Below are 20,931 nucleotides of genomic sequence, written 5' to 3' on the forward strand. Positions count from 1 at the left end.
GGCCGGTCCGGTGCGGTGAGCTGGAGGGGACGGTCGCGTGAGCGAGATATCTGGGTCGACAGGCAGCGTTGTATGGCAGAGCAACCCGCCTGGCTCGATCTATGACTACATCAAGGCCGCCTCTTTTTCGATCGGCCCTGATGGTCGGATCGATCAGTGGAGTCAGCGTGCGGTAGAGCTCTTCGGCCTGACAGCCGCCGAGGTCAGGGGCAGGGACCCGATCGAGGTCTTCGTCCCGGCGCAGCTGCGCCCGCACGGCCGGCGGCAGGTGTCGGAGATCCTTGACGGCAAGGAGTGGACGGGACTCGTCCCCTATCGATTGCCGGGATCCGAAGGCGCCCAAGGGGTAGCCGAGATCTATGTGATGCCCAGTGAGACGGAGACGGGTGCCCGAGCGGCCCTCTGCATCGTCGTCGATGTCCAAGCACTGCGCCGGATCGAAACCGATCTCGCTGCATCGCAGGCCATTTTCGGCCAATCCCCCTTTGGCTTTCTCCTCTTCGGCACCGACCTCAAGGTGCAGCGCGCCAACCAGCGCTTCGCCACCATCTTCGGCGGAACCGCCGAAGAGCACCGAGGCCGGACCGTCTACGACTACCTCTCCCGCTCCGAAGCGGACCGGATGACCGCATCGCTGCGCAGGGTCCTCGCGACCGGTGAGCCGGCGATCGACCTGCAACTCGTCGGATCGATCCCCAACAGCAAGGACCGCAGGCACTGGTCGATCAACCTCTATCGCGTCCACAGCGGCTCCGGCCGTCCCGTCGGAGTGGCCGGTATCGGCACCGATGTCACCCGCCGCCATGTCGCCGCCCGTGAGGCCGCCAACGCCCGCCGCAACCTCGCGATCCTCAACGAGGCGAGCGCCCGCATCGGCAACTCGCTCGATCTGGAGACGACCGCCCGCGAACTGCTCGACGTCGCCGTTCCCGGATTCTGCGACCTCGCGTCCGTGGACCTCTACCAGGGGCTGCTCACCGGCGAGGAAGCCCCGCCCGGCCGCTGGGACTCCCCGCGCGCCGAGGGCGCCGGCGCGGGCACCGCCACCCTGCGGCGCGTCGCCTTCGCGAGCGCCGTCTCCGACGCACCCCTGATCACGACACCGGGCTGCGGCTCCCGCGGCAACACCCCCACCTCCGTGGGGGAGGTCCACCGCTACGCCTTCAACTCGCCGTGCGCCAACGCCCTGCGTGCAGCCCGTGTCCAGTTGATACCCGGCGAAGAAGGCAGCCTCGTGCAGTCCACGCTCGCCGTGCCGATGATGGCCCATGACACCGTCGTCGGACTGGTGCAGTTCTCCCGGGCCAAGGGGAGCGAGCCCTTCGGGGATCGGGACCGGGCACTGGCGACCGAGCTCGCCGCCCGCGCCGCGGTCTGCATCGACAACGCCCGCCTCTACCGCAGGGAGCACGAGCGGGCGCTGATCCTCCAACGCAGCCTCCTGCCGCCCGGTGACCCCGAGGCCGCCGGTCTGGACATTGCCTGTCGCTACCTCCCCGGCAACACCGCGACCGAGGTCGGCGGAGACTGGTTCGACGTCATCGAACTGCCCGGTCACCGCACCGCACTCGTCATCGGTGATGTGATGGGGCGGGGGCTGCGGGCGGCGGTGGCCATGGGCGAACTGCGGACCGCGGTCAGGACCCTGGCGCTGCTCGATCTGGAACCGGCCGAGGTGCTCTCCGCGCTGGACGAGGTCGCCCGGGGGCTCGGCAGCCCCATCGGTGCCCAGCAGTCCGCACGCGTCGCCCACAAGTCCCGTGAGGCGGACCTCGCCGAGGTCTACCTCGCCACCTGCGTCTATGCCGTCTACGACCCCGTCACCCGGCGGTGCACCTTCGCCAACGCGGGGCATCTGCCTCCCATCCTCGTCGAACCGGGCGAAGAGGCCCTGCTGCTCGACGTACCGCCGGGGATGCCGCTGGGCGTCGGTGGCGAACCCTTCGAAGAGGTCGAGGTCGAGCTCCCGGAAGGGGCACTCCTCGCCCTCTACACCGACGGCCTCGTCGAGTCCCGCGAACAGCCCCTCGATGACGGGCTGCGCGCCTTCCGCACTGCCCTGACCGGTCCTTCCCGGCCCGCACCGGGGCACCGCTCGCCCGCAGTGATTCGCCCCGCAGACGTCTCCAAGTCGTTGGAGGACGTCTGCGACCATGTGCTGAACACGCTCGACACCCGGCATGGCGAGGACGACATCGCTCTGCTGATGGCCCAGGTGCAGGGGCTGCCCAGCGAAGCGGTCGGCGACTGGCGACTGCCGCGGGAGCCGCGCTCGGTCGGCCGCGCCCGTGAACTGACCCGGGGCCAACTGCTCACCTGGGACCTCGAAGCGCTGGTCGACACCGTCGAACTGCTGGTGAGCGAGCTGGTGACCAATGCCCTGAGGTACGGCGAAGGCGAGATCCGACTGCGACTGCTGCGCGATCGCACCCTGGTCTGCGAGGTCTGGGACGCCGGTCTCGTACAGCCGCGACGCCGACGCGCACGGGACACCGACGAAGGCGGTCGGGGCCTCCAACTGGTGGGCATGCTCAGCGCCGGCTGGGGGTCGCGCCGGACTCCGCGCGGCAAGACCGTCTGGTTCGAACTCGCCCTGCCGGACGACGGGCCGAGCGCCGAACCCACGGTGGAGCAGTTGCTGAGCATGTTCTGAGGAGTCCCGCCACCACCGAAGGGCTCGCCGGAGCACGGTCCCCGGCCATCCAGCGAGCCCGGGACCGCAGCCCTCCCGGGCATCCTGCAACGGACCGCCCACCGCACGGCCACGCCACCCGCAAACGAGGAGCCGTGCTAGGACGCCGCCTTGAGGGCGGCCAGTCGGGCCTCCACCTCCGCCGTGTCCCCGAGGCTGTCCAACTGCTCGAACTGGGCGTCCAGCGATGACGCGGCCAACTCCTTTTTGCCCAGCGCTCTGGCCTCCTCGCGGCGCACCTTGTCCTCGAACCGTGAGATCTCGCTGCTGGGATCGAGCACATCGATGCTCTTCACCGCGTCCATCATCTGGTTCTGCGCATAGGCCGTTCGCGAACGGGCCACCAACTCGTCCCGCTTCGACTGGAGCTCCCCGAGCTTGATCTTCATCTCGTCGAGTCCGACCTTCAATTTCTCGACGATGTCCGTCTGCGAGGCGATGGTCGGCTCCGCCGTGCGTGCCTCCTTCTCGGACTGCAACTGCCGCTGAAGGGCCACCTTGGCGAGCCGGTCGAAGGTGTCCGCCTCCGCGCTCTGGCCCTCGGCCCTCAATCCATCGGCCTTCTTGCTGGCGGCCAGCGCCTTGTCGCCCCACTCCCGCGACGCGGCCACATCCTCCTTGTGGTCCTGCTCCATCAGCCGCAGATTGCCGATGGTGCCCGCCACCGCCTGCTCCGCCTCGCTGATGTTGTTGGTGTAGTCCCTGATCAGCTGGTCGAGCATTTTCTGCGGATCCTCCGCCTGGTCGATCAGCGCATTGATGTTGGCCTTCGCCAACTGGGTCACCCTGCCGAGGATCGTCTGCTTGGTCATGGCGCATCTCCTTGAAGGGGGTGCTGGATGCCTTCCAGCGGTGGCTTCCTCGCCCGTCGTGCGGGCTGTGGACGAACGCGGCCTTCCCATGGGACTTCGGCCCGCCGAGCGGACGGCGCCCATCGAGCGGACGGCGCCCGCCGAGCGGACGGCGCCCATCGAGCGGACGGCGCCCGCCGAGCGGACGGCGCCCATCGAGCGGGCAGCCTCCGCCCCGCCCGGCACGACGACCGTCCTCCGGCCGGGCACGACGGGCGCCGCCCCGCCCGGACCCGATGCCGCCCCCGAACGGACCGGCACCTGAAGGAGAGGAGCCAGCGCCCCGAGAGGGCTCCGCCGCACAGCCGTGCGCACAGCCGTGACGCGGTGCATCAGAACCGCCCCCCACCCATCCGGCCGCGCGTGCCGCCTCCGCCGAAACTTCCGGGACCGCCGCCGAAGCCGCCCCCCATGCCGCCGCCATACCCTCCACCCCTTCCGCCGCCGAGCAGCCCGCCGAGGATGATCCCGCCGAGCACGGCGCCCCCGAGTCCCCCTCCGGCACTTCCTGCTCCTGGTACACCGCCCGGCCCGAATCGGTTCCCGAATCCCCTGACGTCGTCCTCAGCCAGGCTCTGCGCCTGTCGGGCCAGCGCATCCGCCTGCTGGGCCTCGGCGAGCGCAGCCTGAGGGTCGCCGCCGGTGCCGACGGCCGCATCCGGGCCCGCCAACTCGGCCGAGTGCGCCAGCCGGCGCTGTGCCTCCGCCAGTCGGGTCCTCGCCTCGCTGCCCACCGCACCGCGATGGGTGGTGATGTAGTCGACCGCCGCGCCGATCGATGAGCGGGCCGCGAGTGTCGCCTGCCCCAACAGCGCCCTCGCCCGTCGTCCGCCCTCCTCGTTCTCCCGCGCCCCGGCCAGCGATTCATCGAGCGCCGCATCCGCCTCCTCCACCCGTCGCAGCGCGTCGATGGGGTCGTACGGCCCGGCCGCCATTTCCGCGCGCACCTCCGCCACGACGGATTCGGCCCGCGCGATACGGCCCTGGAGCGCAGCCGTCGGCGCGCCCTGCGCCGTCCCCTTCAGCAGTCCTCCCGCTTCGGCCAGGTCGCTGTCGGTCTCGCTGAGCGCGCCGGGCAGATTTCCGGCCGCCTCGGCGAGTTCCCTGGCCCGCCGGTCGACCGCTTCCATCAGCCGGCCGGCCTGGTCCAGTGCTCCTTCGGCAGCTCGCACATGGACGGCGGCGGAGCCCTTGTCGCCGGCTTCGATCGAGGTACGGGCCTGATCGAGTGCGCCCCGCGCGAAGACCAGTCGCTCCTTGGCCTGGTCGGCGTCGGCACCGACCGGCGAGGATGCCGAAGGCGCGTACCGCTCCCGCATCACGGACAGCGTCGCCTCGGTCGTGATGACCCGCCCGTCGAGGTCGGCGAAGGCGGCGTCCGCGGCGGCCAGCGCCTGTGGGGCGTTCTGCTCCAGGGCACGCAGTCGGTCGAAGGCTTCCGCCTCGGCGTCCAACCGCCGATTGGCGTCGGTGCACCGGGAGAGGATCTCGTCCAGCATGTGCCGTCGGGTGTCGTCGTCCTCGGGATGGGCGTCGTCGAGTTGCTGGCGCAGCCGGAAGGCCGCGGTCAACTCCTCCCTGGCGTACGTCACCGCCTCCTGGAAGGGCCTGGCTGCGGCGTCTCCGAACTGGGCGGCTGCGAAGCCCAACTCCTCCTGACTGGTGCGTACGGCATCGTCCGTCTCGACGAGCGCCCGTCTGGCCTCCTGATCCAGTTCGGGCAGCGGCGTGAGCGGGGGAGCGCCGGGAGCGCCACCACTGGTCCAGCCCTGACCGCCCTGCGGAGTGGTCCGGGTGGTGCTGCGCCGTCGTCGTTTCACCAGGGCGTAGGCGCCGACCGCGCCCACTGCCGCCACCAGCGCGATCGGCAGCACCAGATCGCCGGCCTGCGCGCCCGCGGACGATCCACCGGGGTCCGGATCGCCGGGTCTGATGACGGGCGTGGGGACCGGTTGTCCGCTCAGTACGGCGGCATAGCCGTTCGCCGCCCCCGTTGCCGCGCCGGCCCAGTCGTTTCGTCGTAGCGGGGGTTCGATGGCCACCGCGGCGACCTCGGCGAGTTGGGCGTCCGTCATGGGCGAGTCCGCTGCCACCCAGTACGCGTATTGCCGGTCGTGGGTGGCCACCGCGAGCAGGGCGTCGTTCTGTCCGAGGCCGTTGCGCTGTGCGGTGGCGTCGGCCCAGTCCTGGGGAGAACGGCCGGAGAAGTCCCTCACGTAGACGGCGAAGAGTTGCAGCCGCTCTTGGCGGTCGAGCCGTTCGAGGGCTTGGACGACGTCGGAGCGTCGGTCACCGAGTGCGTCCACCCGGTCGGTGATCTGGCCCTCGCGTGCCAGGGCGACGGGGTCGTCGGCCCGAGCGGTCGGTCCGGCGGGCACGATCAGCCACCATGCCGCCACCCACACGGCCAGCAGCATTCGGAGGGCTATTCGGCTCACGTTTGGGAGGCTATGCCCGGCTTTTACGGTCCGCGACCCGATCACGGCCAGACGGGGTAGCCGACCCTTGCGGGTACGGAGAGAGCCGCGCCCCGGAGTCCCAGCAGGCCCCGGGGCACGGCCCTCGGCTCAGTCCCGGCTGCCTCCCCGCCGACCGATCTTGCTGCCGAGCCACACCAGCGGGTCGTACTTGCGGTCCACCGCCCGTTCCTTCAGCGGAATGAGCGCATTGTCAGTGATCTTGATGCCCTCGGGACAGACCTCGGTACAACACTTGGTGATGTTGCAGTAGCCGAGACCATGTTCGTCCTGTGCGGTCTTCTTGCGGTCGAGGCCGGCCTGTGCGGCGGCGTCCAGCGGATGCATGTCCAACTCGGCCACCCGCATCAGGAACCTCGGCCCGGCGAACGCCTCCTTGTTCTCCTCGTGGTCCCGCACCACATGGCAGGTGTCCTGACACAGGAAGCACTCGATGCACTTGCGGAACTCCTGCGAGCGGTCCACGTCCACCTGCTGCATCCGGTACTCGCCCGCCGCCACCCCTGGAGGCGGTACGAAGGACGGCACCTCACGCGCCTTGGTGTAGTTGAAGGACACGTCCGTCACCAGATCGCGCACCACGGGGAACGCCCGCAACGGCGTCACGGTGATCGTCTCCTCGCGCGTGAAGACGGACATCCGCGTCATGCACAGCAGCCGTGGCCGACCGTTGATCTCGGCACTGCACGAACCGCACTTGCCGGCCTTGCAGTTCCAGCGGACCGCGAGGTCGGACGCCTGGGTGGCCTGGAGCCGATGGATGATGTCGAGCACCACCTCACCTTCGTGGACCTCGACGGCATAGTCCTCCAACTGCCCGCCGTCCTGGTCGCCCCGCCACACCCGGAAGCGCGCCGTGTACTGGGTCGAAGCCGTCGCACTCACTGGTAGAGCTCCTCTTCGGAGAGGTACTTGACCAGCTCTTCCTTCTCGAAGAGAGCGAGCAGGTCCGGGCGGATGGGTTCGGTGGCCTTGCGCTCCAGGGCGATCTGCCCCTGGCGAGGATCGGCCGCCGGTTTCCCGGTGGGATCGGCCAGTCGGCACAGCAGATTCACCGGCCGCCACTCGCGTTCCATCGTGGGACAGTCCTCACGGGTGTGGCCGCCGCGGCTCTCGGTGCGTTCCAGCGCCGCCCGGGCGATGCACTCGCTGACCAGCAGCATGTTCCGCAGGTCCAGCGAGAGGTGCCAGCCCGGGTTGAACTGGCGGTGCCCTTCGACCCCCGCCCGACGCGCCCGGCCGCGCAGCTCACCGAGCTTGTCCAGCGCCGCTTCCATCTCCCCGCCCCGCCGGATGATGCCGACTAGGTCGTTCATCGTCTGCTGGAGCTCTTGGTGGAGCGTGTACGGATTCTCCGGCTGTGCTCCGCCCGGCTGCGGCTCGGCCTGGAAGGGCCGCAGGGCCTCGGTGGCCGCCGCTTCGATCTGGGCCTCGTCCACGGTGGGGCGGGAGGTGCGTGCCGCGGCGTGCTCGGCAGCGTGCAGCCCCGCGCGACGGCCGAAGACCAGCAGGTCGGAGAGGGAGTTGCCGCCCAGTCGGTTGGAGCCGTGCATACCGCCTGCGACCTCGCCCGCCGCGAACAGCCCTGGCACGCCGAGAGCTGCTGCGCTCTCGGATTCAACCGCGATCCCGCCCATCACGTAGTGGCAGGTGGGACCCACTTCCATGGCCTCGGCGGTGATGTCCACGTCGGCGAGTTCCTTGAACTGGTGGTACATCGACGGCAGTCGGCGCCGGATGACATCGGCAGGCATCCGGGTCGACACATCGAGGAACACTCCACCGTGCGGTGAACCGCGGCCGGCCTTCACCTCGGAGTTGATGGCTCGGGCCACCTCGTCACGGGGCAGCAGTTCCGGAGGCCGGCGGTTGTTGTCCGGGTCCTCGTACCAGCGGTCGCCCTCCTCCTCCGACTGCGCGTACTTCTCCTTGAAGACGTCGGGGATGTAGTTGAACATGAACCGCTTGCCCTCGGAGTTGCGCAGCACTCCGCCGTCGCCGCGGACCGACTCGGTGACGAGGATGCCCTTCACCGACGGCGGCCAGACCATGCCCGTCGGGTGGAACTGCACGAACTCCATGTTGAGCAGCGGTGCGCCCGCGAGCAGTGCCAGCGCGTGCCCGTCGCCCGTGTACTCCCAGGAGTTGGACGTCACCTTGAAGGACTTGCCGATGCCGCCCGTGGCGAGCACGACGGCGGGTGCCTCCAGGACGAAGAAGCGGCCGGTCTCTCGCTCGTAGCAGAAGGTGCCGGAGACGTGCTCGCCGTCCTTGAGCACCCGGGTGACCGTGCACTCCTGGAAGACCTTCAGCCGTGCCTCGTAGTCGCCGAACTCAGCCTTGTCCTCCTGCTGGAGCGAGACGATCTTCTGTTGGAGGGTGCGGATCAGTTCCAGTCCGGTGCGGTCGCCGACGTGGGCCAGTCGGGGGTACTCGTGTCCGCCGAAGTTCCGCTGGGAGATCTTCCCGTCGTGGGTGCGGTCGAACAGGGCACCCCAGGTCTCCAGCTCCCAGACCCGGTCGGGTGCCTCCTGGGCGTGGAGTTCGGCCATGCGCCACTGGTTGAGGAACTTCCCACCGCGCATGGTGTCGCGGAAGTGCACCTTCCAGTTGTCCCCGGAGTTCACATTGCCCATCGAGGCGGCGATTCCGCCCTCGGCCATCACCGTATGGGCCTTGCCGAACAGGGACTTGCAGATCACCGCCGTACGGGCGCCCCGCTCGCGTGCCTCGATGGCCGCCCGCAGCCCGGCGCCGCCCGCGCCGACGATCACGACGTCCCACTGCTGTCGTTCCAACTCTGTCATCTCAGAACAACCTCGGATCGTCGAAGGCACCGGACGCGATCAGATACACGTAGAAGTCGCAGAGTCCGACGCTGATCAGCGACGCCCAGGCGAGTGGCATGTGGCGCTCGTTGAGTCGGCCGACCCAGCCCCACATGCGATAGCGCACCGGATGCTTGGAGAAGTGCTTCAGCCGGCCGCCGATGATGTGACGGCAGGAGTGGCAGGAGAGCGTGTAGGCCCAGATGAGCACGATGTTGACGAGGAAGACGAGCGTGCCGAGACCCATGTGGCCCCACTCGTAGTTCTCGTCCCGGAAGGTGAGCACCGTGTCATAGGTGAGGATTCCGGCGACCGGAATGGCCGCGTAGAAGAAGTACCGGTGCATGTTCTGGAAGATGAGCGGGAATCGCGTCTCCCCCGAGTACTTCTTGTGGGGCTCGGCGACCGCGCAGGCCGGCGGCGAGGCCCAGAAGCCCCGGTAGTACGCCTTGCGGTAGTAGTAGCAGGTCAGCCGGAAGCCCAGGGGGAAGATCAGGATCAGCAAGGCGGGGGAGAGGCCCCACCAACTGCCGAAGATCTCCCAGTTGGGGCCGCCCTTCATGGGCTCGCAGTTCTCCGCGAGGCATGGAGAGTAGAACGGCGATACGTACGGCGCCGCGTAGTAGTCCGCGTTGGCGAATGCGCGCCATGTCGAATAGATGATGAATGCGAGCAGCCCGCCCGCGGTCAGGGCCGGTGCGAGCCACCATCGGTCGGTCCGCAGATGGCGGGGGCCGATGGCGGCACGCGTGGGGCCGTGCACGCCGGTATGGACTTGTGTCGGTTCGGTACCAGTGGCCAACGAGGTCTCCTAGGGCCTGCCTTTCGGCCAGGCCGGATCAGGGAGCACGCCTGTCACGGACGCCCAGACCCTCGTCGTCCGAGTCCGTCCACAGCGCGTTGTCGTACGGAACGTCGGGGATGGTGACCAGATCGACGCGGGCCGTCGGCCTGTGCCCGGGGGCCTTGGTCGAACCGGGTCGCTGGTCGTCTGCGCCACCCAGTCGATCGACGGTTCGTTCGAGCTCTGAGACGCGCTGGGCCAACTCGTCGAGCCGTTGCTGAATGGTCGTCAGATCAACTTGCTGGGACATGACTTGCCCTCACTTCCGCAGGGTGCGGGTGGCGTCGTTCATGCGCCTGCGAGTGTTGCGCTTCGCACCCCCCTTGGGAAGGGGACGAGCGGGATTCTCATCGCCTCTCATCACGCACATCGTCGACGCACCCTCGATGGGTTTATCCCTATTCTGCAGTTTTCTTGGGAAATTTTCGGTTGCGCTGAGTCGCACATTGCGCCGCACGAGTGACTTTTCGGGGCGCCGGCGCTGTGTCTGCGCCCCTGGACGCTCCCTCTCCACTTCAGTGAGCCGGAATCGGTGTGATCATCCCAAATTCCATGAAATAGGATGAAGAGGTAAAGCTCATGCCCCAGGCCGACGAGCCGAGCGGAAGGGCCCGCTCCTGGACTTTCCTGGCCGCCAGGACCTCCGGGGCCGCCGAGCCTTCGGAGCACTCCGCGCCCACCGTCGGAGCCTCGGCCGGCACGGCCGGGCCCCTCTCCTTGCCGACCGCCGACACGGCACCCGCGAACGGCGAACGACGCTCGCCGAGCGACGCCCCGCGGCCCCAACCGGAATCAGCAGGCGGACTCCGCCCGAACGCTTCGTCCGCACCGGAAGGGCCACGGCCGAGCAGCCGGCAACGCCACTCAGCCAGCAGTGCCCACCGGGCGAGCCGTCCCCTCGCGCTCCTCGTCTGCGGAGCGTTCGTCCTGCCCGTACTGACCGGCTGCACCACGGACGAATCCGGGGGCAGCGGCCAAGTGGTACCCCAGGACATCGCCCCGACGGCGCGCGGCGACGTCGGCCACGGCGGCACCCTGAGATGGGCGATCGACGCCGTCCCCACCACTTTGAACACCTTCCAGGCGGACGCCGACGCGGCGACCTCCCGGATCGCCGGAGCCGTGCTCCCCGCCCTCTTCACCCTCGACAGCAACGGTCGCCCCCAGCGCAATCCCGACTATGTGGAATCCGCGAAGATCGTTGCCCGGGAACCCAAGCAGGTCGTGCTCTACAAGCTCAACCAACGAGCGGTCTGGAGCGACGGCCGAGAGATCGGAGCCCCCGACTTCGCCGCCCAATGGCGCGCGCTCAGCGGTCGCGACACCGCCTACTGGACCGCGCGCAATGCGGGGTACGAGCGCATCGAGGAGATCCAGAAGGGCGCCAACGACCTGGAGGTCAAGGTCACCTTCAAGAAGCCCTACGCGGATTGGCAGTCCCTCTTCACACCGCTGTACCCGAAGGAGGTGACCGCGAGCCCCAATGCCTTCAACGACGGTGCGCGCAAGACCCTCAAGGCCACCGCGGGGCCCTTCCAGTTGGGCGCGGTCGACCGCAAGGCCGGCACTGCGGTCCTCGAACGCAACCCCCGCTGGTGGGGCGAGCCGGCCAAGCTGGACCGTCTGCAGGTCACCGCCGTGCCACGGGCCGAACGGGCAGCCGCCCTCGCCGCGGGCAAGGTGGACATCGCCGAGATCGACCGCGGTACGGCGGAACGCATCGCCCTGGCCAAGCGTGAGCAGGGAGCCGCAGGCCAGCAGCGTCGAGAAGGTGTCGGCGGTGCGGCTCGGCAGCGCACTGCCGGTCAGCCGCCCGCGCAAGGAGCGGAGTCGGCGGCCAACACCGAGCAGAGAGCCGCGCGAAGCACCCGGGAACTCGCCCATGGTCCGGGCGCCCGCGTCACCCCATCCGACGCGCTGTTGTCCTGGGCGCTCGCCCATGGCTCCGACCCCGAAGCCGCCGAGAAGGCGCAGGCCGCGCGTCTGCGCACCGCCCGTGCGATCGAGGTCTACGCCAGCGAGCAGCAGGGACTCACCGGCTACGCGGTCCGCAAGTCCCTGGAGCCTGCCTTCACCCAACTCGCGCTGAACGGCGAGACCGGTCCGCTCGCCGACGACCGGGTACGCCGTGCCGTCGCCCGGGCGCTGGACCGCAAGGAACTCGCCGAGACGGTGCTCCGTCCGCTCGGGCTCCCCGCCGTCCCACCCGGCAGCCATCTGGCTCTGGCGGGCCAGCGCGCCTACACCGATAACAGCGGGGCGCTCGGCGAGCACAACACCCAGGAGGCCCAGGCGCTCCTCGCCGACGCCGGCTGGGTGCCCGGTGGTGCACTCGCGAAGCCGGAGCCCGCCAAGGCCGGGGGCGAACGGGTGGACACCCCGCCCGGTACGGCCAGGGTGCCCGCGGAGGAAGCCCCCGGCGACGGGAAGAACCCGGCCGCCCAGGACACATCGGCCGGAGCCTTCGACGGCAAGGCCAAGGACGGGCGCGCGGCGAAGGCGAAGGACCAGACGACGGACACCCCCTCCAACGAGGGGCTCTACATCGTCGGCGACGAGAAGGACGGCAAGGCCAAGGACATGGGTGCCACCGCCGTGGGCACCGACCGTACCCATGTCCTCGCCCCCGCTCCGGTGGACTTCCAGGACCTGTCGATGCAACGCCGAGCGGACGGTGCGGCTGAGGTGCAGCGCCAGCCGGGCGGCCGGGCGGGGGCGTACGCCCCGGCCGGTACGGCGGCTCCGGTCGCCGCGGGCGGGCGGCTCGGCAAGGACGGCAAGGCGCTCTCCCTCCGGTTCGTCCTGCCCTCGGGCCCCGGCTCGGAGGCACTGCGTGCGGTCGGCGACAAGATCGCGCGCATGCTGGACCGGATCGGCATCAGGACCGAGATCGTCAAGGTCGCCGACGAGAGCTACTTCCGGGACCACATCGCCTCCGGGAACTACCATCTGGCGCTCTACTCCTGGCCCGCCACCGCCTATCCCGCAACCGACGCCCGTCCCATCTACGCCAAGCCCGAGCCCGCGAGCGACGGATCGCTCCTGGTCGAGCAGAACTACACCCGCGTCGGTACGGACCACATCGACCAGCTCTTCGACCAGGCCGCCGCAGAACTCGACGAGGACACCGCCCGTGATCTGATGCGGCGGGCCGACGCCCGGATCTGGGCCGCGGCCGGGTCCATTCCCCTGTATCAGCGCCCGGAACTGGTCGCCGTTAAGCCGAGCGTCCGCAATGCGGGGGCGTTCGGGTTCGCCACCCCCCGCTACCAGGACATCGGATTCGCCAAGGGATCCGTACCGGCGCAGGGGCCCGCGGCCCCCGGGGAGCAGGCGCAGGGGCAGCCCGAGCCCGCCCGTACCCGCGTGGCCGAGGGGACCGCAGCCGAACCTGCCGGGTGACCCTCGGCGCTGCGGCATCCGTGCTGCGGCACATCCGTACCGTGCGACCGCTGATCAGGCGGGGAACCGGCCGCAGGGTGATCGCCACAACCTCAGAGTCCCCTCAACTCCCTTGCCCGCCGGAACCACCGGCGGGCAAGATCATGTCCACCCCTTGACCCTTGTTCAACCCGGTCGACGATCCCGGCACCCCAAATCCGCCTGGTCGGACCCGCCCCACCTGCGGAACTCCCTCTCGCATCGGTCCGGGAAGCCCCGGACGCAACAGCCCCGTACCATGGGACAGAGCCGTGGCGCGTATGCCTCGGCGGGGCGTACAGAGGAAAACGCCGCATCCCACGATCGAGAGAAGCGCCAGCCAGTCATGCCCACGCGCCACGACATCCGTAACGTCGCCATCGTCGCCCACGTCGACCACGGCAAGACCACACTGGTCGACGCCATGCTGAAGCAGGCCGGCGCCTTCGCCGCCCACCAGCACATCGACGACCGGGTGATGGACTCGAACGACCTGGAGCGTGAGAAGGGCATCACGATCCTCGCCAAGAACACGGCGGTGAAGTACCACCCCAAGGCGGGGGGTGCGCCCATCACGATCAACATCATCGACACCCCCGGTCACGCCGACTTCGGCGGCGAGGTCGAGCGTGGTCTGTCCATGGTCGACGCGGTCGTCCTGCTGGTCGACGCCTCCGAGGGTCCGCTGCCGCAGACCCGCTTCGTCCTCCGCAAGGCCCTCCAGGCCCGGATGCCCGTCATTCTCTGCATCAACAAGACGGACCGTCCTGACTCCCGGATCGACGAGGTCGTCAACGAGACCTACGACCTCTTCCTCGACCTGGACGCCGACGAGGACCAGATCGAGTTCCCCATCGTCTACGCCTGCGCCCGTGACGGCGTCGCCTCGCTGACCAAGCCCGCCGACGGCACGGTCCCGGCCGACAGCGACAGCCTGGAGCCGTTCTTCTCCACCATCCTGCAGACGGTTCCGGCGCCCGAGTACGACGAGTCCGCGCCCCTCCAGGCCCACGTCACCAACCTGGACGCCGACAACTTCCTCGGCCGCATCGCGCTCCTGCGCGTGGAGCAGGGCGAGCTGCGCAAGGGCCAGACCGTGGCCTGGATCAAGCGCGACGGCACCATGGCCAACGTCCGCATCAGCGAGCTGATGATGACCGAGGCACTGACCCGCAGGCCCGCCGAGGTGGCGGGCCCGGGCGACATCTGCGCCGTCGCCGGTATCCCCGACATCATGATCGGCGAGACGCTGGCCGACCCGGAGAACCCGATCGCGCTGCCGTTGATCACGGTGGACGAGCCGGCCATCTCCATGACCGTCGGTACGAACACCTCGCCGCTGGTCGGCCGTGGTGGTACGGGCAAGGGTGCTGAGAACAAGGCCGCGGTCAAGGACCGCAAGGTCACCGCCCGGCAGGTGAAGGACCGCCTCGACCGCGAGCTGGTCGGTAACGTCTCGCTCCGCGTCCTGGAGACCGAGCGTCCCGACGCCTGGGAGGTGCAGGGCCGCGGTGAGCTGGCGCTGGCCATCCTGGTCGAGCAGATGCGCCGTGAGGGCTTCGAGCTGACCATCGGCAAGCCGCAGGTGGTCACCAAGGAGGTCGAGGGCAAGGTCCACGAGCCCGTCGAGCGGATGACGGTCGACGTTCCCGAGGAGCACATGGGTGCGGTCACGCAGCTCATGGGCGTCCGCAAGGGCCGGATGGACAACATGTCCAACCACGGCTCGGGCTGGGTCCGGATGGAGTTCGTCGTTCCGTCCCGTGGTCTGATCGGCTTCCGTACGGAGTTCCTGACGAACACCCGCGGTACCGGTATCGCCCACTCCATCCACGAGGGTCACGAGCCGTGGTTCGGCACGCTGACCACGCGGAACAACGGCTCGCTGGTCGCGGACCGTTCGGGCTCCGTCACCGCGTTCGCGATGACCAACCTCCAGGAGCGCGGGGTTCTCTTCACCGACCCGGGCACCGAGGTCTACGAGGGCATGATCGTCGGAGAGAACTCCCGCTCCGACGACATGGACGTCAACATCACCAAGGAGAAGAAGCTCACCAACATGCGCTCCTCCTCCGCGGACTCCTTCGAGGCGATCGTCCCGCCGCGGAAGCTCTCGCTGGAGCAGTCCCTTGAGTTCTGCCGCGACGACGAGTGCGTCGAGGTGACTCCGGAGGCGGTCCGCATCCGCAAGGTGAAGCTGGACGGGCGCGAGCGCGCTCGCGCGGCTTCCCGCGCCAAGCACGGCTAGGACCGGCCCCCTTCTTTCGGATCCTGCTCGGCCTGATCCGCTCGGCCTGATCCATAGGAGAACCAAGAACACTCGGGGGAGCCCGTTTTCCCCGGACGGTCTAAAACGGCCGGGTACGACCTTCATGGTCGTACCCGGCCGTTTTGTCGTCTGGCTTCGCTGCGCCATCGCTGTGCCTGCGTTGCGCCTTCGTCCCGTCTGTCTTCGTCTGCCTTCGCCTTCGTTCTGCCGTCGGGCGGCGGCGGTGCACTCGGGATCGCCATCGGTCTCGGTCTTGCGACGCCGCAGGAGAGATCGCAGTCCCTTCACCTTGGGTCACAACACTGTCGCTCAACGTCATGTCGCGCTCCGTGGGTAAGGAGAGGGCGATTTCACGCCGTTGTGCGTCGTCCTGTTCTTGACCTTGACGATCCATTTCGCAGAGTGCGACGGGCCCTGCCGGGGGTGACATCCCTCGATATGCCTGGGGCCGGCGAACATCCGGATCGCAGGGGCCGGCAATGATCCATGGGGCTGGCCCGGCCGGCACCCGGACCAGCCCCGGGCCGGAAGGGGGCTGGAGAGCCCTCACATCGCTCTCCTGGGGCTCGTACGCCCCAAAGGTATCCCTCGTCCCGCTGGCCACTACCGCGCCGCCAGAGAGCGCCTTCCGTCCCGCCCCCGCTTTCACGTGGGCGACTGTGCCGAGGCTCGTCCCCAGGTTTTGGCCGCCGTGAGGGCTTCGATCCAGGAACAGGGAGGCTGAGAGTGACGAGGTGAGCTGGCGATCTTCAAGAGCGGCGACCCGGGCCGTTTGCCTCTACCCCATGCGTGGGAAACTGTGGGATTGGACCACCGGCGGGGGCCTGTCCGTCAACCGGTTTTCCTCTCAACCACGTCCGACTATCGGGCGTAGCTCACCGGAAACCTGTATTAACAGTCCGTTTCGAGTGTGTCTGTCTGCGATCCCTTTGTCCGAATTTTGGTCCTCGGGGCCTCGCTGATGTTGCCAAAACGAGATGCTTTAAGTGTGGTTTACGGCCCGAACTTACCCAATAGTTGGCTTCACTGAGCTCGGGTCAACGGGTCATGCGCTGTGGGGAGCGCCGACTCACGAGCACACGGGGTACAGCTCTTCGCCGTCAGGGGTGTCGGCGGGTGTCATGTGCCCAACCTTGCAGTGAACACGTGGACTCATGAGGAGGAACCCATGCGCGGTGCCACGAGCGCCAGTGGGGTCGGGTCGTCACCGATGCCGTGTACGGCCGGTTTCCAGCGCATTCCATCCGGTTTTGCCGCCGACGGCGGCGGCCACCGATCCTGAGCCCCGGTCAACCGCTCGGCTCGCGATCCTGAGGGTGGAATCAATCCCTATTGACGCACTTTCCGGCCATTTTGTCCGTGGGTAGCCCCATGGGCACGAGGCAGTACGGTCACGCCCACTGAGGGCTGGCCGACTGGGGGATCGTCATGCGGTGGCTCTGACGTACGGGTGTACAACACCCGGCCGTCCCAGTCGCCGTGCGCAGGACCGCGGGTCACCCGACACCCGTGAATGGACACATCATGACCAGTCCAATCGAGACTGAGGCCTCGACCGCCTCCGTCGCCTTGGACAAAGACACCGCGACCAAGAACGACGCTGCCGACGGCGTGAACCTCACCGGCCGTTCGCCGGGCCAGCTGATGTGGATGCGCTTCAAGCGCGACCGCGTGGGCGTGGTTTCCGCCGTAGTGGTGATCCTCTTCTTCGTCGTCTCCGCGCTGGCTCCGGTGATCTCCAAGCTGTACGGCAAGGACCCGTACACGCTCTATGCGGACAAACCAGGCTATGAGGGACTCCTTGATGAGTTCTCCCTGCCGGTAGGAGCCTTCGGCGGCATCTCCGGAGACTTCTGGTTCGGCATCGAGCCCAACCTGGGTCGCGATGTGTTCACCATGCTGCTCTACGGGATGCGCACCTCGCTGTACATGGCGCTCGTCCTCACCTTCCTCTGTGTCCTCACGGGCGTGGTCATCGGCATGGTGAGCGGCTACTTCGGTGGCAAGGTCGACTACTGGCTCGGACGGACCACGGACTTCTTCCTGGCCTTCCCCAGCCAGCTGTTCTTCATCGCCTTCATGCCCGTGGTCACCGCGCTGTTCGTCTCCCCGACGGACGAGACGCCCACCTATCTGCGCGCGGTCGTGATGATCCTCGTGCTCTGGTTCTTGGGCTGGATGGGCATGGCCCGTCTGGTGCGCAGCTCCGTACTGTCCCTGCGTGAGCGGGAGTTCGTGGAGGCCGCCAAGGTCTCCGGCGCCTCCCGGTGGCGGATCGTCCGCAAGGAGATCCTGCCCAACATCGTCACCCCGATTCTGGTCCAGGGCACCTATCAGCTGCCCAGCTCCATCCTGACCATCGCCTTCCTCTCGTACGTGGGCGTGGGCTTTGTGGAGCCGACCCCCGACTGGGGCCGGATGTTCGCCACGGGATCTGAGATCTACGAGCAGAACCCGGCGTTCATGTTCTTCCCGGGCGTCGCCATGGTGGTGTTCGTCCTTGCGTTCAACCTTCTCGGCGACTCAGTCCGGGACGCGTTCGACCCCAAGACCGGACGGTGACGTCCAAGGGCGAGGGTGACTGCCGCCCTCGCGCCGGGCAACCGGACGGTCAGGCAGCTCTTGATGAATGACAAAGGACAGGTAGGTGCATCGAGCATCATGAAGCCCATTCGTTCGCGCTCAGCGCGCGTCATAGTCGTCGCCGCCGCGGCCGGCTCCCTGGCGCTCACCGGCTGCTCCAAGGACAGCGGTTCCACCAAGGACGAGTCGAAGTCCAAGAAGGACGCCGCCGCGCAGTCCACGCCGGTTCAGTACGGAGACGCTGCCGCGTCCAACGGACCCGCGGCCCCGGTGCCCGGTGCCAAGAACGGCGGCACCATCAATGTCTACATGCAGTCCGACCTGAGCCACATGGACCCGGGTCAGATCTACGTCAGCGACGCCGGTCAGTTCTCCAACCTGATCCACCGTGGCCTGACCAACTTCCAGGAGGACGACAAGGGCAACCTGACGGTCGTCGGTGACGTTGCCACCGACTCCGGTCAGTCGTCCAACGGCGGCAAGACCTGGACGTTCAAGCTCAAGGACGGCGTCAAGGACGACAAGGGCAACGTGATCACGTCTGCCGACGTCCGCCACACCATCGAGCGTCTGTACTCGAAGGTCATCTTCGACGGCCCCACCTTCGTCCAGACCTGGCTCTCGGGCGCGAAGTACCGTGACGCGCTGCCGGACGGCCCCTACAAGGGCAAGCACCTGCCCGACACCGTGCTCGCGACGCCGGACGCCAAGACGGTCGTCTTCAACTTCACCGACCCGCAGCCCGACCTCCCGCAGGCGCTGGCCATGGCCGGTTACAGCATCGTGCCCGCGAAGGCGGACACGAAGGAGAAGTACGACAAGGCTCCCGCCTCGCTCGGCCCGTACAAGCTGGCCGAGTACAAGGCCGGCAAGTCGATGAAGCTGGTGAAGAACACCAACTGGGACCCGAAGACCGACGCGGTCCGCCACCAGTACGTCGACGCTTACAACTTCACCACCACCATCGACCAGCCCAGCCAGACCAAGCGTCTGATCGCTGACCAGGGCGATGCGAAGAACGCGATCCAGTTCACGGACTCGGTCGACCCGGCGCAGATGCGTGACGTCATCACCAACGCGAAGGTCAACAAGCGCACGGTCAAGGGCTACCAGCCCTACGTGTGGCAGATGACCTTCAACCTGGACCGGCTGAAGGACAAGAAGGTCCGCGACGCCATCACCTACGCGCTGCCCAACCAGCGCATGATCCAGGCTGACGGTGGCAAGTACGGCGGCGAACTGGCGGGCGGTCTGTTCGCGCCGACCCTGCCCGGCTACGACCCGACGTACGACCCCTTCGGCAAGCAGAAGAAGCCCAACGGTGACCCCGCGAAGGCCAAGGAGCTGCTGAAGGAGGCGGGCGTCGCCAAGGGCACGAAGCTCAGCTACGCGTACTCCAACACCCCGCGTGGGCAGAAGCAGATGGTCATCATCAAGGAGGCCCTGAACGCCGTCGGTTTCGACGTCCAGGCCAAGGAGATCGACCGCGCCTCGTTCTACGAGCAGATCGGCAAGGTCAACAACAGCTTTGACCTCTACATGACCGGTTGGGGCCAGGACTGGCCGTCCCCCGCCACGGTCGTGACCCCGGTCTACGACGGTGACCTGGTCTCCGACGGTGGTTCGAACTACTCGCACATCAAGGACGAGCAGGTCACCAAGGGCATCGACGAGGCCCTGAAGCTGGCCCCCGAGGCTGCTGCCAAGAAGTGGGAGGAGATCCACCACCGCGTCGTGGAGGAGATCAACCCGGCTGCTCCGGTCTACTACTCGAAGCAGATCCAGCTCTCCGGCTCGAACGTCGGTGGCGCCAAGTACAGCACTGAGTCGAGCTACATCGACATCAACGACCTGTACCTGATCAACCCGTAACAACCCCGCACGGATGATCCTTGGGGGTGCGCGCCAGGCGGAGCGCACCCCCAAGGGCCCACGTATGTCACCCCCCGCCGCCTTTCCCAAGAGAGCAGCCTCCCGAGATGCTTCAGTTCCTCATCCGCAGGTTGACCGGCGCAGTCGCGATCATGTTCTTGATCGCTGCGTTCACGTTCTTCCTTTTCTATACAATTCCTCAGGACTTCGCCGAACTCGCCTGCGGCAAGACCTGCACGAAGGAGAACATCGCGGTCATCCGCGAGAACCTCGGGCTGGACAAGCCCATCACCGCCCAGTTCTGGGAGTTCATGGGCGGGATCGTCTCCGGTCGGGACTTCGCCGTGGGTCACTGCCCCGCGCCGTGCCTGGGCGTTTCCTTCTCCTCGCAAGAGTTCGTCTGGGACTCGATCATGGACCGCTTCCCGCTGACGCTCTCCCTGACCGTCGGCGGCCTGGTCATCTTCCTGACCCTGGGTCTCGGTGCAGGTCTGCTCGCCGCCTGGAAGCGCGGCACGGTGATCGACAAGATCGTCAGCGGCACGTCGATGCTGCTCAGCTCGTTCCAGATCTACTTCCTCGGCCCGATCGTCCTCGGCATCATGGTCTACAGCACGGGTTGGATGGAGAACCCGTCGTATGTCCCGTTCACTGAGGACCCGGTCGGCTGGGTGGTCGGACTGCTCATCCCCTGGGCCGTGATGGCGACCATCTTCACCGCTCAGTACACGCGTATGGCGCGCTCGACCATGATCGAGCAACTTCAGGAGGAACACGTCCGCACGGCCCGCGCGAAGGGCATGAAGCAGCGGTACGTATTCTTCCGTTACGCCTGGCGCGGTTCCCTGACGCCTATCGTCACGATTCTCGGCATGGACCTCAGCGGCCTCCTCGCGGGCGCCGTCGTGACCGAGTTCACCTTCGACCTGCCGGGCATCGGACGGCTGGCCGTGAACTCGTCACTGGACAAGGACCTGCCGCTGACGATGGGCGTGATGCTGTTCGGAGCCTTCTTCATCCTGCTCCTGAACATCCTCGTGGACCTCGCCTACGCCTACATCGACCCGCGCGTACGCCTCGCCTAGGAGAACGACC

The 20,931-nt window shown here is 67.9% G+C and carries 13 protein-coding genes; 7 read left to right on the forward strand and 6 right to left on the reverse strand.

The window, feature by feature from the left end; all coding sequences use genetic code 11:
* Nucleotides 1-37: 37 nt before the first annotated feature.
* The gene (locus tag OID54_RS24990) at nucleotides 38-2,653 is read left to right on the forward strand and encodes a SpoIIE family protein phosphatase (RefSeq protein WP_329022955.1); all 2,616 of its coding nucleotides are present in this window, start codon (nucleotides 38-40) and stop codon (nucleotides 2,651-2,653) included.
* A 137-nt stretch (nucleotides 2,654-2,790) separates the two neighbouring features.
* Here the strand turns inward: OID54_RS24990 and OID54_RS24995 are convergent, their stop codons facing one another.
* Nucleotides 2,791-3,504 (reverse strand): PspA/IM30 family protein, encoded by a 714-nt coding sequence (locus tag OID54_RS24995; protein ID WP_329022956.1) that lies wholly within the window; start codon nucleotides 3,502-3,504, stop codon nucleotides 2,791-2,793.
* A 40-nt stretch (nucleotides 3,505-3,544) separates the two neighbouring features.
* On the opposite strand from OID54_RS24995, the gene OID54_RS25000 reads away from it, so the two are divergent.
* On the forward strand, nucleotides 3,545-3,808 hold the full coding sequence (locus tag OID54_RS25000; RefSeq protein WP_329022957.1) for a hypothetical protein: 264 nt from the start codon (nucleotides 3,545-3,547) through the stop codon (nucleotides 3,806-3,808).
* Between the two features lie 67 nt (nucleotides 3,809-3,875).
* Here OID54_RS25000 and OID54_RS25005 read toward each other — a convergent pair whose 3' ends face one another.
* From OID54_RS25005 to OID54_RS25025, 5 genes are all read right to left on the reverse strand, one after another.
* The gene (locus OID54_RS25005; RefSeq protein ID WP_329027766.1) at nucleotides 3,876-5,960 is read right to left on the reverse strand and encodes a TPM domain-containing protein; all 2,085 of its coding nucleotides are present in this window, start codon (nucleotides 5,958-5,960) and stop codon (nucleotides 3,876-3,878) included.
* 150 nt (nucleotides 5,961-6,110) lie between these two features.
* Complete coding sequence (locus OID54_RS25010; protein WP_329022958.1) at nucleotides 6,111-6,905, reverse strand: succinate dehydrogenase/fumarate reductase iron-sulfur subunit; 795 nt, start codon at nucleotides 6,903-6,905, stop codon at nucleotides 6,111-6,113.
* A complete protein-coding gene (locus tag OID54_RS25015) occupies nucleotides 6,902-8,827 on the reverse strand; it encodes a fumarate reductase/succinate dehydrogenase flavoprotein subunit (RefSeq protein ID WP_329022959.1) in 1,926 nt (641 codons plus the stop codon). Before OID54_RS25015 ends, OID54_RS25010 begins: the two co-directional genes overlap by 4 nt.
* A gap of 1 nt (nucleotide 8,828) precedes the next feature.
* A complete protein-coding gene (locus OID54_RS25020) occupies nucleotides 8,829-9,650 on the reverse strand; it encodes a hypothetical protein (RefSeq protein ID WP_329022960.1) in 822 nt (273 codons plus the stop codon).
* Between the two features lie 37 nt (nucleotides 9,651-9,687).
* Nucleotides 9,688-9,942, reverse strand: a complete 255-nt coding sequence (locus OID54_RS25025) for a hypothetical protein (RefSeq protein WP_329022962.1) — start codon at nucleotides 9,940-9,942, stop codon at nucleotides 9,688-9,690.
* A 329-nt stretch (nucleotides 9,943-10,271) separates the two neighbouring features.
* Between OID54_RS25025 and OID54_RS25030 the strand changes: the two genes are divergently transcribed.
* From OID54_RS25030 to OID54_RS25050, 5 genes are all read left to right on the forward strand, one after another.
* On the forward strand, nucleotides 10,272-13,094 hold the full coding sequence (locus tag OID54_RS25030) for an ABC transporter family substrate-binding protein (protein WP_329022964.1): 2,823 nt from the start codon (nucleotides 10,272-10,274) through the stop codon (nucleotides 13,092-13,094).
* Between the two features lie 364 nt (nucleotides 13,095-13,458).
* Nucleotides 13,459-15,360, forward strand: coding sequence for a translational GTPase TypA (typA, locus tag OID54_RS25035; RefSeq protein WP_329022965.1), 1,902 nt, complete (start codon nucleotides 13,459-13,461; stop codon nucleotides 15,358-15,360).
* Nucleotides 15,361-16,905: 1,545 nt separating this feature from the next.
* Nucleotides 16,906-17,943: an ABC transporter permease gene (locus OID54_RS25040; RefSeq protein WP_329022967.1), complete on the forward strand. Its 1,038-nt coding sequence runs from the start codon at nucleotides 16,906-16,908 to the stop codon at nucleotides 17,941-17,943.
* Between the two features lie 99 nt (nucleotides 17,944-18,042).
* The gene (locus OID54_RS25045) at nucleotides 18,043-19,836 is read left to right on the forward strand and encodes an ABC transporter substrate-binding protein (protein WP_329022969.1); all 1,794 of its coding nucleotides are present in this window, start codon (nucleotides 18,043-18,045) and stop codon (nucleotides 19,834-19,836) included.
* A 107-nt stretch (nucleotides 19,837-19,943) separates the two neighbouring features.
* Complete coding sequence (locus OID54_RS25050) at nucleotides 19,944-20,921, forward strand: ABC transporter permease (protein ID WP_329022972.1); 978 nt, start codon at nucleotides 19,944-19,946, stop codon at nucleotides 20,919-20,921.
* Nucleotides 20,922-20,931: the final 10 nt, after the last annotated feature.

Origin of the sequence: Streptomyces sp. NBC_00690, assembly GCF_036226685.1 — a bacterium.
Lineage (GTDB): Bacteria > Actinomycetota > Actinomycetes > Streptomycetales > Streptomycetaceae > Streptomyces.